This window comes from Aneurinibacillus terranovensis DSM 18919 (assembly GCF_000430625.1).
Classification (GTDB): Bacteria; Bacillota; Bacilli; order Aneurinibacillales; family Aneurinibacillaceae; genus Aneurinibacillus_B; species Aneurinibacillus_B terranovensis.
Window position 1 is genome coordinate 1 of record NZ_AUMJ01000067.1, and the last position, 18,982, is coordinate 18,982.

17 protein-coding genes and 1 rRNA gene are annotated in these 18,982 nt (G+C 44.3%); 3 read left to right on the forward strand and 15 right to left on the reverse strand.

The features are described 5' to 3' along the window. From H525_RS0112855 to H525_RS0112890, 8 genes are all read right to left on the reverse strand, one after another. A 16S ribosomal RNA gene (locus H525_RS0112855) occupies positions 1-291 on the reverse strand; the annotation flags it as partial. Between the two features lie 550 nt (positions 292-841). Next, positions 842-1,852 carry a DUF4367 domain-containing protein gene (locus H525_RS0112860; RefSeq protein WP_027416541.1) on the reverse strand — a complete coding sequence of 337 codons (1,011 nt, stop codon included), beginning with the start codon at positions 1,850-1,852 and terminating at the stop codon, positions 842-844. A 47-nt stretch (positions 1,853-1,899) separates the two neighbouring features. Next, complete coding sequence (locus H525_RS0112865) at positions 1,900-3,465, reverse strand: bifunctional ADP-dependent NAD(P)H-hydrate dehydratase/NAD(P)H-hydrate epimerase (RefSeq protein WP_027416542.1); 1,566 nt, start codon at positions 3,463-3,465, stop codon at positions 1,900-1,902. Positions 3,466-3,529: 64 nt separating this feature from the next. Next, complete coding sequence (acpS, locus tag H525_RS0112870) at positions 3,530-3,913, reverse strand: holo-ACP synthase (protein ID WP_027416543.1); 384 nt, start codon at positions 3,911-3,913, stop codon at positions 3,530-3,532. Positions 3,914-4,174: 261 nt separating this feature from the next. Then, on the reverse strand, positions 4,175-5,611 hold the full coding sequence (locus H525_RS25670) for an N-acetylmuramoyl-L-alanine amidase (protein ID WP_027416544.1): 1,437 nt from the start codon (positions 5,609-5,611) through the stop codon (positions 4,175-4,177). 266 nt (positions 5,612-5,877) lie between these two features. Then, positions 5,878-6,900, reverse strand: a complete 1,023-nt coding sequence (locus H525_RS0112880) for a cytochrome d ubiquinol oxidase subunit II (protein ID WP_027416545.1) — start codon at positions 6,898-6,900, stop codon at positions 5,878-5,880. Between the two features lie 507 nt (positions 6,901-7,407). After that, positions 7,408-8,184 (reverse strand): flagellar motor protein MotB, encoded by a 777-nt coding sequence (locus H525_RS23960; protein WP_162142499.1) that lies wholly within the window; start codon positions 8,182-8,184, stop codon positions 7,408-7,410. Further along, a complete protein-coding gene (locus H525_RS0112890) occupies positions 8,156-8,956 on the reverse strand; it encodes a motility protein A (RefSeq protein WP_027416546.1) in 801 nt (266 codons plus the stop codon). The genes H525_RS23960 and H525_RS0112890 overlap by 29 nt, the downstream gene beginning before the upstream one ends. Before the next feature lie 447 nt (positions 8,957-9,403). Between H525_RS0112890 and H525_RS27350 the strand changes: the two genes are divergently transcribed. Then, complete coding sequence (locus tag H525_RS27350; protein WP_155837266.1) at positions 9,404-9,730, forward strand: hypothetical protein; 327 nt, start codon at positions 9,404-9,406, stop codon at positions 9,728-9,730. Here H525_RS27350 and H525_RS0112900 read toward each other — a convergent pair. The 7 genes from H525_RS0112900 to H525_RS0112930 form a co-directional block, all read right to left on the reverse strand. Continuing rightward, positions 9,722-10,333: a DedA family protein gene (locus tag H525_RS0112900; RefSeq protein ID WP_027416548.1), complete on the reverse strand. Its 612-nt coding sequence runs from the start codon at positions 10,331-10,333 to the stop codon at positions 9,722-9,724. The genes H525_RS27350 and H525_RS0112900 overlap by 9 nt on opposite strands. Before the next feature lie 47 nt (positions 10,334-10,380). Further along, positions 10,381-11,328 (reverse strand): LCP family protein, encoded by a 948-nt coding sequence (locus H525_RS23965; protein ID WP_051331017.1) that lies wholly within the window; start codon positions 11,326-11,328, stop codon positions 10,381-10,383. 123 nt (positions 11,329-11,451) lie between these two features. Further along, positions 11,452-13,053 carry a glucosyltransferase domain-containing protein gene (locus H525_RS0112910; RefSeq protein ID WP_027416549.1) on the reverse strand — a complete coding sequence of 534 codons (1,602 nt, stop codon included), beginning with the start codon at positions 13,051-13,053 and terminating at the stop codon, positions 11,452-11,454. An 89-nt stretch (positions 13,054-13,142) separates the two neighbouring features. Continuing rightward, entirely contained in the window at positions 13,143-14,126 is a 984-nt protein-coding gene (locus H525_RS0112915) for a lysylphosphatidylglycerol synthase transmembrane domain-containing protein (protein WP_027416550.1), read from the reverse strand. Then, positions 14,116-14,859, reverse strand: a complete 744-nt coding sequence (locus H525_RS23970) for a dolichyl-phosphate beta-glucosyltransferase (protein ID WP_162142500.1) — start codon at positions 14,857-14,859, stop codon at positions 14,116-14,118. Before H525_RS23970 ends, H525_RS0112915 begins: the two co-directional genes overlap by 11 nt. Positions 14,860-15,133: 274 nt before the next feature. Beyond that, entirely contained in the window at positions 15,134-15,856 is a 723-nt protein-coding gene (locus H525_RS0112925; RefSeq protein ID WP_027416551.1) for a cytochrome c biogenesis CcdA family protein, read from the reverse strand. 122 nt (positions 15,857-15,978) lie between these two features. Further along, positions 15,979-17,589: an APC family permease gene (locus tag H525_RS0112930; protein WP_027416552.1), complete on the reverse strand. Its 1,611-nt coding sequence runs from the start codon at positions 17,587-17,589 to the stop codon at positions 15,979-15,981. 535 nt (positions 17,590-18,124) lie between these two features. Between H525_RS0112930 and H525_RS29570 the strand changes: the two genes are divergently transcribed. After that, the gene (locus H525_RS29570; protein WP_155837268.1) at positions 18,125-18,337 is read left to right on the forward strand and encodes a hypothetical protein; all 213 of its coding nucleotides are present in this window, start codon (positions 18,125-18,127) and stop codon (positions 18,335-18,337) included. Then, positions 18,330-18,959 carry a fumarylacetoacetate hydrolase family protein gene (locus H525_RS0112940; RefSeq protein ID WP_027416554.1) on the forward strand — a complete coding sequence of 210 codons (630 nt, stop codon included), beginning with the start codon at positions 18,330-18,332 and terminating at the stop codon, positions 18,957-18,959. Before H525_RS29570 ends, H525_RS0112940 begins: the two co-directional genes overlap by 8 nt. Positions 18,960-18,982: the final 23 nt, after the last annotated feature.

Consider the following 18,982-nt stretch of genomic DNA (forward strand, 5'->3'; position numbering starts at 1 on the left):
GGCTACGCATCGTCGCCTTGGTAGGCCGTTACCCCACCAACCAGCTAATGCGCCGCGGGCCCATCTGTAAGTGTTCGAAAACTTTCCATTCGCAACCATGCGGTTGCGAATCGTATTCGGTATTAGCTCCGGTTTCCCGGAGTTATCCCGAGCTTACAGGCAGGTTGCCCACGTGTTACTCACCCGTCCGCCGCTAACCTTTAAAAGCAAGCTTTTAAAGGTCCGCTCGACTTGCATGTATTAGGCACGCCGCCAGCGTTCGTCCTGAGCCAGGATCAAACTCTCCAAAAAAGTTTGACGCCCACGGATGGGCTAACGTCGACGTTGCACGATGTTGCGTTCTTAGTCGACGTTCCTTAATACTCATTTAAAAAGCTGGTCTTACTTTAAATCCAGAATTGTATCCGGGTTATATCGCACATTTGGCATTTCACTGTTCAGTTTTCAAGGAACTTCATTTCCGCCATCTGCTCTCAGTGGAACTTATATATCCTATCAAATCAAAATTACTTTGTCAATAACTTTTTTCAGTTATCAATACCAGCAAACTTCATTGATTTTTCTTATCTTATTCACCGTCGGCTTCACAGCGGCAAGAAATAATATATCACGGTCAAACAAATTGTGTCAATATATTTTTTAACGACGTGTAAGTAAGAAAAGCTCACCAACTTTTTTTGCTTTTCCTGCATCGAAAATCAACGCTTGAAATCGTCCGATCTATGTCTGTCTCATCCATAACAAAAAACGATACTTTCCTAAACAAGAACAAAAGGCCGGAAACCAGACGTCCCGGCTCCAGCCCTACACACCATGGTACTTTTACATACCATTTAACTTATTATTTCCCTACTTGATTAAACACCGATTTTGCGATCTGAATCATTTCTTCCGGAGGCATTGCGCCGGTCAATGTATATTCTACCCCGTCCTGACTCCACATGAGGTATTTCACCTGTTCCCCGGTCAAAACACCCACGGTATATCCGAGGTCCACAGGTTCCCCCGTAACATAACTCACTGCCGATGCCTCAGCTTTATTCTCAATTAAGGTAAATTGATACTTTCCTGTGTACTTTTGAATAATTTCCGTGCCATCATTGTCTCCCACTTTACTTACATCCTTCAGTCTCACACCTTCAGGCAAATATTCCGGCTGTATCACGCCGAAGCTGCCACTATACTTCTTCTCCATCCCAACCATAGCTGGAACAGAATCAAGAATGGCGGCCTGCATATTTCGCTCTTTATCAAAAGCATCTTTATCGAACTTTGGATTTGGCTCAAACTTCGTATAGTTTACCGTAACCATCGTATTCATGTTCGAATCTCTAATTTCTACGCGAACCGGATCCAACGATTTATCTAGCGTTATTTTTTGCGTGGTGAGTGAACGATTCAAATAATCTGCTTTTACTTCAAAGTTATAGCTTTGCCCTTCCTGCTGAAAGCGTCTGGAAGGATCGTTAACAATGCTTTTTACCAACGATTCGTACAAATACACTTGCCCGTGCTTATCGGGCCAGTCGCTTTGAAAACGAAAACTTTTGTTTAAATGCGGGGTAAGGACAAAAACACCTTCATCGTTGCGCAATATAATCTGAGTAATATCCCGCTGTTTCGAGGTCAAAGCAATTCGATAATAATCAGGCTTTTTATACCACACTTCTACGTCATATTCCTGAGGAGTTTTTCCCGTTTGAAGTGTAAGGGTTGCTTTAGATTTATATCCAGAAAGTTGATCGACATTCTTAGATAAATCACTGACAATACTCGCGGCATCCTTGGGGCCACATCCTGCTACTGTGAAGACCAGTAAAAGGATAATCGCTAAAGAAAAAAACTTTTTCATCTTTTCAACCCCTTCGTCTTCATTTCGACAAAGGAGGGACGTCCATGTCAATTTCCTGGGAAATTCGTAAGTGAGGGCGCATTTTCTTTAATTCGTTCAATCGCGGGACCGATTGCCTGAATGACGTCTCCGGCCAGTGTTGCATAAAGTGTTTGTTCTCCACAAATTTCTCCGGCCAATCCATGAAGATAGGTCGCGAGCTTAATGGCCGTCTCTGCATCCTTCACCTGCGCCATCATCCCGGCAATCATCCCAGTCAGGATATCCCCGCTCCCGCCTTTCGCCAGAGCAGCACTGCCGGACGGATTAATAAATATCCGTCCATCTGGTGTGGCAAGAAGCGTATAAGCACCTTTTAGTACAAGAAAAACTCCATGGGAGAAAGCAAAGGTCCGGGCATGCTTCGCACGGTTTTTTTCGATGTCCTTTGTAGAAACCCCACAAAGCCTCGCCATTTCACCAGGATGGGGCGTTAGAATAATCGGATTTGTCTTATATTGGAGAATCCCTGGGTTCCGGGCAAGCAAGTTAAGCGCGTCGGCATCGATGATAAGCGGTGATTTAACAGCGGCAATAATATCAGCAAGCCAGGCATTTCCGTCTGACCAGGTGCTAATTCCCGGCCCAACGGCAATTACATCAAAATCGCCGCTTCGTTCCGCCAATTTCCGCACACTTTCACGGGCAAAATGTCCGTCTTGATCAGGCCATTCCCAGAAAACAGGTTCACTAATCTTACTGCCAACCACGGGTAAAATCGGCTGTGGCACAGCGAGTGTAAGCAAACCACAGCCTGTACGCAATGCCGCGGTTGCAGTCATCACCGGAGCCCCCGGCATTTCTTTGGAACCTGCAATCACAAGAACATGGCCGTATGTGCCTTTGTGGGAAAAACGCGGTCTGCGAGGCAAAAGACGGTTTACGTCTTGGCCAGTCAAAACAGTGTCCTGCAGGGCAGCTTTCCCGGCCGCTGCGGGTGGAATCGAAATATCAGCAACAACGAGGTCCCCCCTTAATTCTGCGCCTGGATATAAGAAGTGTCCCCATTTTGGGCAGGCAAAGGTGACCGTAACATCCGCCTTTACTGCCTGTTCTCCCACCTCGCCGGAATCACTGTCTACCCCCGTGGGAATGTCAACCGCTACGACACGCCCGGCAACTCCGGCCAGCACTTTTCCAACTGTCCAATACGGATCCCGCAAATCACCTGTGGCCCCGGTTCCAAGCATTGCGTCAATAATAACATCAGCCTCTTGCAAGTCGGCTGTCAGCTCATCCACTCTGTCTTTGTTCCAGCGCTTCACCTGATATCCACATGCATGGAGTATATTGAGCTGGCTTCTGCAGTCGTTGCTAAGCTTACCGTCCTCACCGAACAACCAGGTTTGCACCGATCGATCCCTGTTTTTCAAGTGCCGGGCAATAACCAGTCCATCCCCGCCATTATTTCCGGAACCTGCTAAAATCACAACACTCCCCTCAGGCCAACGCCTTTCCACTTCTCTCACAACAGCAGTTCCCGCATTCTCCATAAGAACAAGTCCCGGAATTCCTATTTGCCGAATGGTGAATTGATCAATATCCCGCATTTGCTGCGCCGTCACCACGTACACATGATTCCCTCCTAATCATGATATATATGTATGTCCACTATTTTCACGATATGCAGACAAGTGATCACTGCTTTTCCACAATAACCTGAGAGATTGCATATTCCTTGCTGTGAGATATGGAAACATGCACCATACATGCAGAAGTTCCAAACACCGCTTCCAATACAGACGAAGACACCTGTAGTATAGGTCTGCCAGTATTCTCCCGGAGAACTTGTATATCTTGAAAAGACAGCACTTTGCCAAGCCCGGTTCCCAGCGCTTTGGCACACGCTTCCTTTGCGGCAAATCTGCCGGCCAGAAATTCGACCTTTCTCGCCTGCACTCCGGGTATTAATTTTTGTTCCCCCGGGGTAAGAATCCGCCTGACAAAATCGGCCTCTTGCCGGCTTAAAATTTTTTCGATTCGTTTAAGTTCCACGAGATCGATTCCCGTCCCCATAATCACCTTAAAAACACCTCGAACTATAACTTTACTCTATTATACCTTCACATTCCGGAAGAAAGCGAATTCGTTTCACCAAAAAAACGAAAAGGTAACAAGATAAACATGCATACTATTTTCACAATTTTAAAAGGAGGCATCGACCATAGGTTAGCGCTAAGCCGAAAGGCGCAGGCGATTGCCTTCGTTTACTTATGCGTATAAGAGTGACACCATTTAACAACAATAAAACAGCCGGCCCCGATAAGCCGGCTGTTTAGCACTTTAATTATCTTGGCAGTATTCTACTATCCCCTGGTAAATCCCGTCCGCTACTTTCTGCTGAAAGCTGTCATCCATCATTTCCCGGTTATTATCAGCGTTCGTTATAAAGCCAACTTCCACAAGTATGGAAGGCATTTTTGTATTTTTAATGACGTAAAAATCAGCAGTTTTCACCTTTCGATCGGTGAACCCGGTGACCTGTACCAAATGAGCATGAACAGTATCCGCATATCCCTTACTCTGGTCTGCGTAATAGTATGTCTCCGTTCCATTGGCGGAAGGCGGACCAGAGTTGGCATGGACTGAAATGAATAAATCCGCCGGAGCATCATTAGCGATTTTCACCCGGTCAGTCAGGGTCGGATATGTATCTCCATCCCTGGTTAATATTACATTAAACTTCGGTTCTTTTTTAAGGTCGTCGGCCAATTTTAGTACAACGGCCAGCGTAAAATCTTTTTCCCTCGTGTCATTGACTCCGATAGCGCCTGTATCCTTTCCTCCGTGTCCTGCATCGACGACAATCGTCACTTTTTCTTTGCCCGAAAGCGGGACCGCCGGCAACAGCGGGGAGGGAGCGGGTTCGTCGTTCGTTTCTGTCAGAATGCTATCTTGAGAAGTTGATGGATTATGCACAACAGGTTTAATCATGTTTGACGGGGCCGGTTTATTTGGCCCAGACGGAGAAATGGACCTCGAATTCAGATTCGGCTTATCCACCCTGTAAATACTCTTATCTGCATTCCAACTTCCCGACCCTTTTACCAATTCATCCACAAATGCAAGCGGAATCACCCATTGATTGTCAACTGTTGCAAAGCCACCTTTCCCGTTTACAGGATGCAGGGTTCGAACATCAGTGCCTTTTATAAAAAGGAGGGACGCGCTTTTTTGTTTCATTTTATATCCCGTTGCAGCAGCGATATCCTTAGCCGTTACAAAATACCCTTTATTCGTCCGGTATACTTTAGCAGTGACAGGAGTTCCTTTAATAACAATATGGACGGGGCTATTAAACACCAGGCTGTCTGTTTCTTTAAGCCAACCTGCCTCTGTGCCCGTCAGCTCTCCAACAATCCGAAACGGAAGATATGTCCGGCCCTGCAGCATGACCGGCGCTTCGTCCAGTTTTTTGGCGGTGCCGTCCACTTTTGCTATTTTGGAATTAACAGTGAGCACAATTTTTTTGTTATTATTTCTAATGGTTACACACCGTAATTTGCCATCCCATGCGACACGCATTCCCATCTGGTCTTTCACAAATGAAACAGGAATAAAAACATGTTGATTAATCACCTGTGGTCGGGCAGCAGGATGAACTTCCTTGCCATTCACATATATTTGCATTTGAGAAGCGGAGGCCGAAACTACTCCCAAAACAACCATTGCAAAAAGAAAAAAAAGAAATATTCCTATCGCAGCTATGTATTTTTTCATTTCGTCCCCCTCTTCTTGTTTACATAAATGTAGTTCAGGCGATCGCTGGCACCTTCGGCTTGGTACCCGCCACCGGATGACAATTTTACGTACTATTGATTATTTCGGTTTTATTCAACGTCTTTTAAATAGGACGGCCCACTTATTGTCGAAATGAAAGAAAATTTGGCTAGTACCAGGCCGGAGGCGCCGATGATCACCTTAGCTGGATTATCGACCAAAATAAAAAACTCACAGGGAAGGTCACCCGGTGAGTTTTGGTGTTGTTATGATTTTGCCTGCCCTTTCAGGACATTCGCATTATACAGGAAGTGCCGAAACAGCAAATACAGCGAAAAAATAAGAAGAAATAACCCTCCCATGAATACGATAACAAGAGACAGCCCCATTTGCGGGTTTGTACTGCCTGACTCTATCGTGACATACGGAAATAACAAGTACGGCAGATGGGAGATCCCATATCCAAAAAAGGCAAAACCAAACTGCAGCATCACCATTATAAACGCAGTTCCCAGCGCTTTGCGCTGTATGATTAGATAGACCGCACCCATGAAAAATAAGAACGATAAAAGAAACATCCAGCTGTAATGCAGCATGACAGTAAAATGAAAGGCATTATGAATCCGCAGGGTAGAAAATACAAGGATGCTGGCAAAAATGGTCGGGCCGCTCCACCAGAGAGCAAACTGGCGCAACAATTCCATCGCTTCCTTGTCCTCAGCCCGCGACGCATAGTACGTTAGAAAACTTGCGCTGATAAACAATACGCTTACAATCGCTAAAAGCACAACCGTCCAGGAATATGGGCTGGCAAACAAAAGTTGCGGAACAAATTCAATCCCTCCATCGTCTCCTTCTCTTATAAATCCGCCTTCCGAAATCGTAAGCACCGTAGAAAGCGCTGCGGGAGTAAGTAGCCCTGTTACGCCGTATAGAAAACGATAGACTGTACTTTCGCGTGCCCCATAGTCGGCAAACGCATAAAAGGTCCCCCGAATCGTCAGGAGAATTAGCGCAACGCTGCCGGGAACAAGCAGCGTTGTTCCGTAATAATAAGCCGCTTTAGGGAAAAAACCTACCAGACCAACAAAGATGTAGATGAAAAAAACATTCGTTACCTCCCAGACTGGTGTTAAATAGCGGTTCACCATATCATTAATCAGATGGTCTTTCTTTTTCAACTTTCCATAATAGGAAAAAAAACCGGCTCCAAAATCGATAGAGGCAACAATAACGTATCCGTACAGAAGCGCCCAGAGGATCGTGATGCCAATCATTTCGTATAACATAATCATTTTACTCCTTATAATGCAATTCCCCGGTCTTTTATTTCGTTTTCCGGCGTGTTCTTTTTAAATAATCGAATAAGAACGCCCCCGACAAGTCCAACCAGTACCAAATATAGCAAGGAAAAGAGTACAAGTACAAAACCAACATGCAACGCTTTGCCAGAAGAATATAGTGCGGATCACAGCGGATGATACCAATCAGTTCCGCCGCAGCGACCATAACAGGAACATCGACACCAATCGTTGCAAAATAATATGAAAACCCATGGTGAGTCCGGTAAGTATACGGCTACAAGTCAACGTGTCCATATTTTCGTCCCTTTCGGTCTACGTTTTATCCTAGTCGGTAGACGTTATTAAGTATAACAATCTTTAGATTGGAATTTATGAAACAAGCCCGCGGTTTGTGTTACAAACTTGTGTCAAAAAAATAGCCCGTACACACTATACAAGTGGTACGAGCTATTTTCGATTACATTTTATCGCCCAAGCAGGGCACAGATTTCTTTAGTTCACTTTGGCTTCTCCACTTTGTGGGTTTTGGGAAGCTGCTTCTTTACTTAAAATCATAATTTCGACCCGGCGGTTTTTCGCCCGATTTGCATCGTTCGTATTCGGGACGACAGGATGATATTCACCATAGGCACCAACGGAAAGCCGGGCCGGATTAAATTTATATTCTTCAATCAAATAGCGAATCAGATTCGTAGAACGTGCGGTGGATAATTCCCAGTTTGAGGGATATTGGGCCGTATGAATCGGTTTATTGTCCGTATGCCCTTCAATTCGCACAGGATTATCAATCGTATTGATAATCTTAAAAATATCTTTAATGATAGCTTTTGCTGCAGGTTGAAGGGAGGCATCCCCGTTAGCAAATAAAATCGTTCCTGTTACAGTCAAATTAACCCCGTTTTTATCCATGTTAATATTAAGATTTTTATCGATGCCCCGTTCTTTCGCATATTTCTCCAGCTTTTTTTTCACTTCTTCCAGCTTTTTCTTTTCTTCTTCCAACTTAGCCTGCTGGTTTTTCCCGGAAGCTCCCACATTTGCTTTCGGTGTCGCAGCAGAACCCGGAGCAGGCAATATAAGCGAGGCCCCCGAACCTTTTATGTTTCGAAAGGATTGCGCAAGAGCCTGAAACTTTCTGTTATCAATAGAACTCATAGCAAATAAAATAAGAAAAACGACAAATAAAAGCGTGATAAAATCCGCATAAGAAACGAGCCAACGTTCCAAATTTACATGTTCTTCATGATGCTTCTGCTTCTTTCTGGACACCGACCGATTCACCACCCGCATTCCGTGCTCCTTCCGGGAGGAAAACAAGCAGCTTTTCCCGCAAGGCCACAGGATTCATTCCCTGTTGCACACCAATGATGCCCTCAAGAGCAATCGTAAGATAAAGAGTTTCTTCTCTGGATTTTCCTTTTAATTTTTCCGCGAACGGAAAGAAAAACAGGTTGGCTAAGCCTACCCCGTAAAGCGTGGCAAGAAAAGCATTACTAATCTTCGGACCTAAAAGTTCAGGATGAGAGAGTTCAGTCATAATAATAACCATATGCATAACCGTACCCATAATCCCGATGGTCGGGCTGTATCCTCCGGCTGACTCAAATACTTTAATCCCCCGGGCATGCCGGGATTCCATGGCTGAGATGTCATATTCTAACATTTCCCCAATAACGGTTTGATCGACTCCGTCCACTGCACTTCTCATTCCACGCGCAATAAACGCATTATCAATTTGTTCAATTTCGTTCTCAAGGGAGAGCAGGCCTTCCCTTCTGGCTTTACCCGCAAGATTCTCCATTAAGTCGATTAATTCTATAAAATCAAAAGATTTATTATTAAAAATTTTTTTAAATAACTTTGGAATGGTTTTGATTTCTTTCATTGAAAACGACAGGATAACTGCGCCTATGGTGGCTCCTAATACAAGAACGAAAGATTCCGGACTCCATAAAAGTGCGAGTGTGCCACCCCCGTATAAAAATCCAAACCCTACCGCAATCATGGATACGACGATCCCTATCACTGAGGCTTTATCCATCAAGCATCCCCTATTTCTCTGTAAATTACGTTACCTCTTTATATATATCGGCATAAGTTTTTTAAAATCAATAGCCAATTTTATAATTTTATTAATAAATTGCGGACAAAAAGAAAAAAGGTGCTATCATCCTCCCCGGGGTTCGGCACCTTTTTCACCTGTTTTATTCCGATTTCGCTATTTCAGCACGTTTGCCGCGTAAACGAGTCAAGTAGGGAAGGAGAAGTATAGAAGCACAAATGATAGATGTAAATATGACTTCGGCAATCACCACAATATTCCACATCTTATAACGACTCCTCTCTTAATTTTATTGTTAAAGTAAGATTATCAACGTTTCTATAATTAGAATATAATTCAGACTATTTAAAGTCAATGATTAATTCACAAAACGTACACATTTTTTTGATTTTATCTCTTGAAAAATGAACAACATCATGAAACAAGTTGTTCTTTTCCCGCATAAGAAAAACTCGCGGGCGTTGCCGCTCGTCCTTTTTCTGCAGGGAAGCGAAACGGCCGCTTAGTGACCGGAAGGTCGGACCGACAAAACATCCGGGTACCTCAATGATGGAGACAATTGTCGGTCTGATCGACCTTCCGGCCACACGCTCCACATTGAAAAAGCAACGTTCGGCACACTCCCGCGAGTTTTTCTCGGGTGACCAATGGAAGGAAAGTATATGTTGCTTTAACACTGTAAAGCAACATATACTTTCCTTAACGGTAAAAAAGAACCTGCTGCTGCAGGCTCTTCGATCTAACTTAAGATAACCGATTTCTTTTTTTTCTTTTCAAAACATAATAGATGAGTCCAAGCACAACGACTGCTACGACAACAGCATCCCCATAATGCAGGTACTTCTTGATTGCACTCCAATTGGCGCCCAGTACCCAACCTACATAAGCAAGAAGCGTACACCAGATGGCTGTACCGGCAAAACTATAGACGATAAATCGCGCAAACGGTGCGTGGGACATCCCCATGGGCAATGAAATAAACGTTCGCACAGCAGGGAGAAGACGTGTAAAGAAGCCAACACTATCCCCGTGCTTTGCAAGCCACTTCTCAGCTCTTTTGACTTCATGAGTTGGAATAACAAACCGCAGCGGACCTTCCAGTAAACGCCCATATTTGTAACCCAGCACATAGGCCAGAATGCATCCAAGCGTTCCGCCGACGCTGCCGGCTATAATCGCTGATATAAGATTCATCTTGCCCTGGGACGCAAGAAATCCTGCGAACGGCATAATCAGTTCGCTCGGGATTGGGATACAGGCACTCTCTAAGAGCATTCCAATGACCACCCCTTTGTAGCCCAAAGCGTCAATTGTGGACGTAATCCAAGTTCCTACTGTTTCAAGCAACGTGCCCATATTTGCTTTCTCTCCCTCTTTAACCCTGCTTTATATTCGCAGGTTTTTTATTTATTTTCTTTTTGCGGCGCGCCGCTTGTAATATCCGGTGTCTGGAGCAGACCATGGATGTATTCCTTCGTTTGCGCGGGGCGCGGGTCAATCACCTGCGCTCCACCAATGGTTTTCTCTCGCAGAATGACATTCGGAGGAATCTGCTCCGCCTTTATTTTCGCTGTATCAATATCATAGGCAAGATTCGCAAGGCGAATCATATCCGTTGCACCCATGTTGGTTGCGATATAAGGTGACATTGCCTCCAATACGCTTGGTAAATTCCAGATTCCCGTCGTGGTCTTTAGCTTATCAGCCAGGACTTTGAGAAATTTTCGCTGTCGTTCCGTGCGCGTGAAATCCCCCATTTTATCGTGGCGAAAGCGCACATACTGAAGAGCTTTATGCCCATCTAAATGCTGAAATCCTTTTTTAAGGTGAATATCAAAATAGCCTTTGTCATCATAAAGGAGATAATTCATATCTTTCTCAACATACATATCAACTCCGCCCAGCGCATCAACTACTTTTTCGAATCCCCTGAAATCTGTCACCACATAATAATGAATAGGTAAACCGGTTAACTTTTCGACGGTCTTGGCCATTAATTCGGGTCCGCCGATTTCATATGCGGTATTAATCCGATTCTTCTTATAACCCGGAATGGAGACCCATGAATCACGCAAAATAGAAAATAATTCAGTGTTTTTTGTGACTGGGTCAATACTGGCAAGCAGAATCGAGTCCGAACGCGTAGATTGTTCCCCATCGCGTTTATCCACACCCAGCAGCATAACGTTTACCCGGTCCTTTCCCGTCCATTCCGGAAGCGATGAAGCGGTAGCAGGCTGCTTTACTTTAGAAGTAAAAGAATAAAATGAATAGGCGTAGTATCCTGCCATACCTGCAACAGATAAGATGAGCACCGTCAAAACAGTTAGGAAAACTTTTTTAACATTCATCGCTTTTTCCAAAACATCCTTTCTTTAGCAGCAGAATACTATTTTTTATTATCAGCTTACTTGTTACGGTTATCACTATAGTGTATGCCAGTCCCACCATTCCTTATAACATTCCCGGAAACTTTACTTCCATTTGAAATGCTGCGCTTTTACATAATAAACGCCAAATGTAGAACCGTCGTGGCGCAGCAACCGGTAATCCCCGTTCTCTTTCTTAACCGCCTGCAGAGGAATTACCTTTAAATTTTTTTCGATCCCAAGTAGAAGACCTTTATTTAAATGCTTTTCAGGAACTATGTAATCATATTGAGCCGAAACCGGGGTAATCATTTGAAAGTTCCTGTTCCTGCCTGCGGCCCGCACTGCCCCCGTCAGTGCCCATTCGCTGTCCGTCACATTTTTAATGTGATTTAAGAACGGCGCACTCTCCGGCACAAGGTAAGACTCCGCCCCAAACAGGTAAGCCGGAATATTTCCATTTAGCTTATGTTCCTGCTTCCCTACGGCAACAATCTGTTCCGCCACATAACGGTCGGCTTCACTTACTTTTTTATATTCGACAATATCGGTTACCCCCGGAACAATAAACGCAAAAGTTAACGTTCCCGTGATGATTCCATACAACAGACGGGTTACAGCCGTTTGGCCCAACCAGTCAAAAATCCCGTCAAAAAGTAACGCCAGGCCAATCATAGAGGGAAAAACATTTCGCAGAGCCAGCCCTGTATCCGTGATGAGGAAGAATGGGGCAAGCGGCAGCACGGCCAAAAGTATGCCTGCAATGATTTTCCAAAGCGGCTTTTGCATGCCGGCAGTTTTTCTGCTTGTATGCCAAGCAAACCACCCGCAAACAAACGACACGACAACGATCGCCACCAGATACACATAGGACTTCGAACCAAGCAGCAGCATCAGACCTTTGGGCAGGCTGTTGCGATAGTAAAAAGAATGCGTCCAAACGCTTATATCGTAAAATTGATGAAAAACATAGCCAATATGCCCCCAGAATTCATTCCCTTTTACGGTATGACCGCGTTCTGCAGCATTTCCCCCCGCTTTAAATAAAACGTAATATCCGCCAATCACCAGCAAATTAAGTATGGGAATCATATAGGCCTGCCATCTGATTTGCTTTCTTTTCCACAGCATGATTAACAACGAACAAACAAACCCCATAGCAATAATCTGCTCGTAAAATGCGAAGGACACGAGCTGAAAAAACCAGAACCCGCCGAGATACAGGGCCTTTTTGCGCTTCTCAAGACTTGCGGCAAGCAAATAGAGGGAAAGCAGCATAAAAAACATCCCGACAACCAGCCTTGAGGATGCCGAGAGCCAGTAAGTAGCTTCATTTCCAAGCGGCATCAATCCTAAAATAATCGCCGCAGGAATGCCGATCGAACGATTTACTTTAGAAAACGTCCGATAGAGAAGGTAGCATGACGCGATATGTAAAATAGTGATAATTACAAAGGGAATCGTTAAATCCGGCCAGAATTTCCCCCATAATGTGACATCAAACAGGGACGCCAGCGGGCGGGTATGATAGCTGTAATGCAAAAAAATCTGAATCGGATTTTCATATAACTGATAGGCTCCGTATTGCAGCCAATCGTCAAGCACAGGATAATAATGAAAATTTGCATATCCATACTTTAAACCGATGGCGACGGCAAAAACGATCCAGAACAAAAATGAAATCGGTTGTCTCTCTGTCTTTTTCATCTACGATCCACCTTTATGCTAAAGAAAACTACCTCTGTACCTTAACGCAAAATCAGGACAGGAGGAGTTGTCCTGCCTGTCCTGATGTTTTAAAATCTTGTTCCCTGGCTAAGCACCCTTTTAAAAAAAGACTTGATTGTAAATTCTCCCCGGAAAAAGAAAAAAAGGCTGAGGGGCAAAAGAGCCGCATACTGAATAAGATGAAGCAGTACGGCAAGAATCGCCATTTGCAATGCAGAAATATGAAACAAGCTTAACGCGTACGTACAGCCGTATTGAAATACTCCAATCCCACCCGGAGCCGAAGGAATGAGCATAATTAAATTCGTCATGACAATAACAACAAGGCTTGCCAGCAGACTTACTCCATTATCCAGCCCGACCGCCTTTAAGCCTAAAACGGTGGATAAATATACGCAGCCCCACGAACATACGAGGTAAAAAAACGTGCGCATAAAAACAAACGGAGACTGCAAAATCACAAACCCGTTAAAAAACGAAAGCAGCTTTTTCACTTTATCAGGAAGCCGATTTACAAGTACCTCCGAATGGCGGAAACGCAGGAGGATAAAAAGTGCGATGCTGCCGCATGCCACACCCAACAGCATTATATGGCGTATCAGGCTTAGCTTTACCTGAACGGCTGATTCAAACGGCACAAAGAACGCTACCATTAATGCAAGCAGCATTAAAATAGCTACATCAAGCAATCGCTCGATAAGCAGATTGATGCCTGCAATAGCATAAAAGCGTTTTTCCGATTGACTGACTGTCAGGATCCGTACAGCTTCTCCCATGCGAAAAGGAAGCAGCATGTTCGAACCATTTCCCATGCAAACCGAAGCAAACATTCTTTTCGTCCCGATATTAGGAGCCATCCCACGGCTCCAGGACAGCGCCCGAAAATACTGGCTGACCATGAAAGCAAAAATAGCCAGTATTACATACAAGTAATGAATGGGATACTCAAAGATACGCACGATATCCAAAGGCCCAATTTCACGATAGGCCAGATAGAAAAATATACAGGTAAGCGCACAGCCGATGGCAAGTTGAATATATTTACCCTTCATGACTGACTTCTTTCAATTTAGAATATACCCCGTTCCAGTCGTTCATACGAACATGCAGCGCATCCTGTACCATTTTGATTGAATCCTTTACGATATGAACTTTGGAATCTCCCGAGTGGCGTAAATTAACGGGGATTCTCTCAATATGATATTCATATTTCCGGGCTAAAAAAAGCATCTCAAAATCAAAGCCGAAACCCTGAATGGTCAGCTGCGGAAAAATCACCTGAACGGCTGACCTTGTAAATCCTTTAAACCCGCATTGGGTATCCGGTATGTTCAAATGAAGAACCGTGTTAATAAATAACGAGAACGAGGCGGAGGTAATTTTACGCAAGGCCGGATAAGGCACCTCCGATTTAGCTTCATATAAATCCCGTGCTCCTATGACCAAATCGGCTTTTTTTGTATAGAAAACAGCTAATGCTTCATTTATGCTTTCAAGCGGATAAGGCAGGTCGGCGTCCATGAAAAATATGTACTTGCCCTTCGCTAGTAGCATTCCCTGTTTTAACGCCATCCCTTTTCCCATATTGCGCTGTAAGGAAGCGATGTGGAGATGCGGATGTCCGAAATTTTGTACGATGGAAACGGTCTTATCCCTACTTCCATCATCGATGACAAGTACTTCATAATGGCTAAAATGTTTGTCCATAAACGGCATGACCATTTCCAGCGTATGCATTATTCTTTTTTCTTCATTATATGCCGGAATGACAAGTGATAATTCCATTCCCGAACACATCCTTTTCTCCTGACCCTTAATTACGAAAATAGTTAATAAATCAACACTACACAAGTAATTATTTAAACATAAAAAGGGCTCTTTGTATATGGTATTACCTACTATACCACAATTCTGCCGTATGTTTTCCTGAATTTGTTTTACGGAAAAAAAGGATCACATTGCTCCTCCTTTAATTTTCTTATTAACCTCTTCAGGTAATTTCTTTGTAATTGTCCATTGTATTCCTCCTTTAATTAGCGTAAATGGGAGCTCCTTTATTCTATATTCCCCCGAAAAAAGTAAAGGATGCCAGCCACGCACTTATCTTTTGCATCTGTCCGGTATAGATAAGAACACCCATCGCGATTAAAATCCACCCGCTTACGTGTTTAATCACCGGCATCCACCGATTCAAGCGGCGAACAGTGGTAACGGAATACAGCATGATAAATGAAATGAGTAAAAAAGGCACCCCAAGACCAAGTGAATATACAGCGAGAAGGAGCATCCCCGTATTTACGGTAGTAGCGTTCCCTGCGAGGAGCAAGATAGATGAAAGAGCGACCCCAACGCACGGTGTCCATCCGGTGGCAAAAGCCATGCCAAGCAGTAAAGAAGAAAACCATCTTCCCGCCCGAATACGTGACATATCATAACGCTTTTCTCTTGCAAGAAAACTCAGCTGAAGCCAGCCTATCGTCTGAAAGCCGAACAAAACAATTAAAATGCCACTCAACTGTTCAAATAACTGGCGATTGGCTCGCAGCAGCTGCCCAAGATAGCTGGCCGTCGCACCAAAAATAACAAAAACAATCGTAAACCCAATAATAAAGGCCAAAGAACGCCATAAAAGTGTACTGCGTTTTGTAATCAGCCTGTCTGCCTCGACCATTCCACCTGTTAAATGTGTAATGTAAGCGGGGACGAGTGGAAAAACACACGGAGAAAAAAACGAGATAATACCCGCAATCCAGGCGAACGAAACGGATACTGATTGTTCCATACAACGACCTCCTCCCGATGTCATTTTCGCATATCTCTGCACAGGGGAGCAAGATGATAAATTGGCAAACATATGAATCAAAAAAGTCCGGCTGTCACAAACACCGGACTTGGATGGTATAGTTATTTTCCCTTTCGTAAATCGGATTCCCGCAGCAGATTATTAATCTCTTCCGCCTTGCCTAATTGCTCCGTTTCCTGGCCGCTTCGTACGCCCCAGAAATAAAAAATAAGAGAGGAGATAGCGATGACAACCATATCGGCACCATATGGAATTACATTAGTACCGCCAAATTTGGCGCTGCCGAGATAAGAAATGAGAGTCATATACAGCAAATAGACGACAATCCAGATTCCAGCTTTAAAATGCTGGCTGAAATTCTTCCACTGTTTTTTCTCTTCATAGTAGAAATAAATCGGCAATCCGATAATCATGATTAACATGACTTGCCCTGTAAGCGGCCACCGTGCCCAATATAAAATGAGGGAAGCGAAAACAAAACCGATAGGGGCTATCACTTTCAAACCCTTTAATTTCAGCGGGCGATGAAAGTTTTCCCCAATCTTGCGCAATGTCATAACGGAAACCGGTCCTGTAATATACGAAATGATGGTGGCCACAGAGATAACCGCCGCCAACTTTCCCCATCCCCTGAACAGGAACAGAAAGATGAAGGAAACAACGAGGTTAAACCACATCGCAGGACGCGGCACCCCGTATAGCGGGTGAATGCGGCCGAATATTTCCGGAAAATATCCATTGCCTTTCATTCCAAAAATCATCCGCGCTGTCGTAGCCGTATACGTCGTTCCCGTACCTGAAGGAGAAACGAACGCATCGAGATATAAAAGAACAGCCAGCCAGTTTAAATTTAATGCAAGCGCCAAATCGGCAAACGGCGAGTTCAAACTGATGTGTTTCCATCCCTGTGCGAGCATGTCCGGTGTGACAGACCCGATATAGGCAATTTGCAAAAATACATATATAATCGCTGCCAGCAATACGGAACCAACGACCGCAATAGGCAGTGAGCGGCTTGGATTGCGTGCCTCCCCTGCCATATTAATAGGGCTCTGGAATCCGTTAAACGCAAAGACAACACCAGACGTTGCGACCGCCGTGAGGACACTTGACCAGCCATACGGCGCAAATCCTCCTCCTGTGGAAAAATTGCCGCTGTGAAACCCGGTGACCATAAGCCCAATTATGGTTGCGCCGGGAATCAAGAATTTAAATACGGTGATTAAGGTGTTCGCTCGGGCAAAAAGTTGTACTGTCCAGTAATTTAACAGAAAATAAATAATAACAAGAACGGCTGCCAGCAACAACCCGGGTACCGTCAATTCATTGTTCGCTGACAATTGATGTGTCCATCTTGCCCAGGACCACGGCCATGAACTCATATATTGAATCGATGCAACCGCTTCAACCGGTATAACGGAAACGATAGCAATCCAATTCGCCCAGCCCGCAATAAATCCAACAAAAGAACCGTGGGAATATTGTGCGTAACGTACCATCCCCCCCGCCTCGGGAAACATCGTGCCAAGCTCAGCGTATGATAATGCAATAAACATGATAACGATCATCCCGATAATCCAGGAAAATATAGCAGCCGGTCCCGCAACCTGCGAGGCCTTCCAGGCACCAAAAAGCCAACCGGAACCGATAATTGAACCAATACCGGTCATGGTCAGCGCAAAAGTACCAATTTCCCGATGCATTTTCTGCATAATATTGATGCCCTCCTCGTTAAAAACGTTCAATGACAGCATGTAAGCGCTATCCAAATTAAGTTTATACATAAACTATTATATGGTTCTTTTCATTTAATTGCTAGATTGCTTTACAGTTCTTTTTTTATCATGCCTTTTTCCTGGACGGATAAACTTTATATTCCCATATTAACCCGTAAACAAACATGAAAAAAGCAAGAAGAAACGATGTAGAGGAATCCAACGTTTCTTCTTGCTGCTTTCACTGTTATATCTATTATTGCAAACCCGGTAAAACCGGCACTGTTCATTTACTTCAGACATATCAATTCCCTCTCCTGAGCCGAAAAAACTAACCACTTTATGCAAAGTATACTATGTACAAAATTACATTTTTGCGCAATCTTGCATTATACAAAATACCCAATTATGATATAGAAAACTTGGTTAGTGACAAGCGTAACGCAGACAATAACCTCAGTTGCACTTATGCAGATTAAGAAAGGAGGTTTCGGCCCGCCTTAGCAGTCAGCATGAAAAAATAAGTGCTGAAATGATGGATCAAATTGCAAAAAGCATTAGCTCCTTGACTAATGAGGAAAAGATAAAGGCAACTCAGACTTCTCAGGTAGGCATTCGTCATGCATTGCGCGGACTACTGTGGAAATGGGAATCGACTTCTCTTCTATGTAAAACATATGCAACCGTTCAACAGGCCATTGAGGCCACTTATACTGGTAAAACGAAAGGAGCTTTTTATGAATAACATTTGCAACGTATTCTGTGTAGGCCGCAATTATCGATTACATGCGGAAGAACTGGGCAATGAGGTACCTACTTCCCCCATGATTTTCACAAAGCCAACCTATGCTGTAGTGGAGGCCAACGGCAAGGAGATAACATTGCCGGGCGATAAAGGCGATGTTCACTATGAAGCGGAACTGGTACTCCATATAGGCAAAGCTTTTCAACCGGGAATACCTGTCGAAGATGTCGTTGATGGGATCGCCCTGGGCATTGATTTTACGCTGCGGGATGTACAGAGTGAGTTAAAGAAGAAAGGGCATCCATGGCTCCCTGCGAAAGGATTTCGTAATTCGGCGATTCTCACCGCTTTCCGTCCGTTTCCGGGCATTGAAGCGTGCAAAACAACCGATTTTAGTCTCCGGCGCAACGGCGTGGAGGTACAGCGGGGTAACATTCAAGACATGATCTTTGATTTCGCTGCGATCCTTCAATTTATTAACGAGCATTTTGGACTCGACACGGGGGATATCATCTATACAGGCACACCGGCCGGTGTAGCGGCCGTGGAAAACGGAGACAAGCTCGCCTTGTTCTGGGGTGAAGAGAAATTCGGGGAGTGCATCATCGCGCTTCGTCGGTAACGTAGGTGTGCCCGAACGCAAAA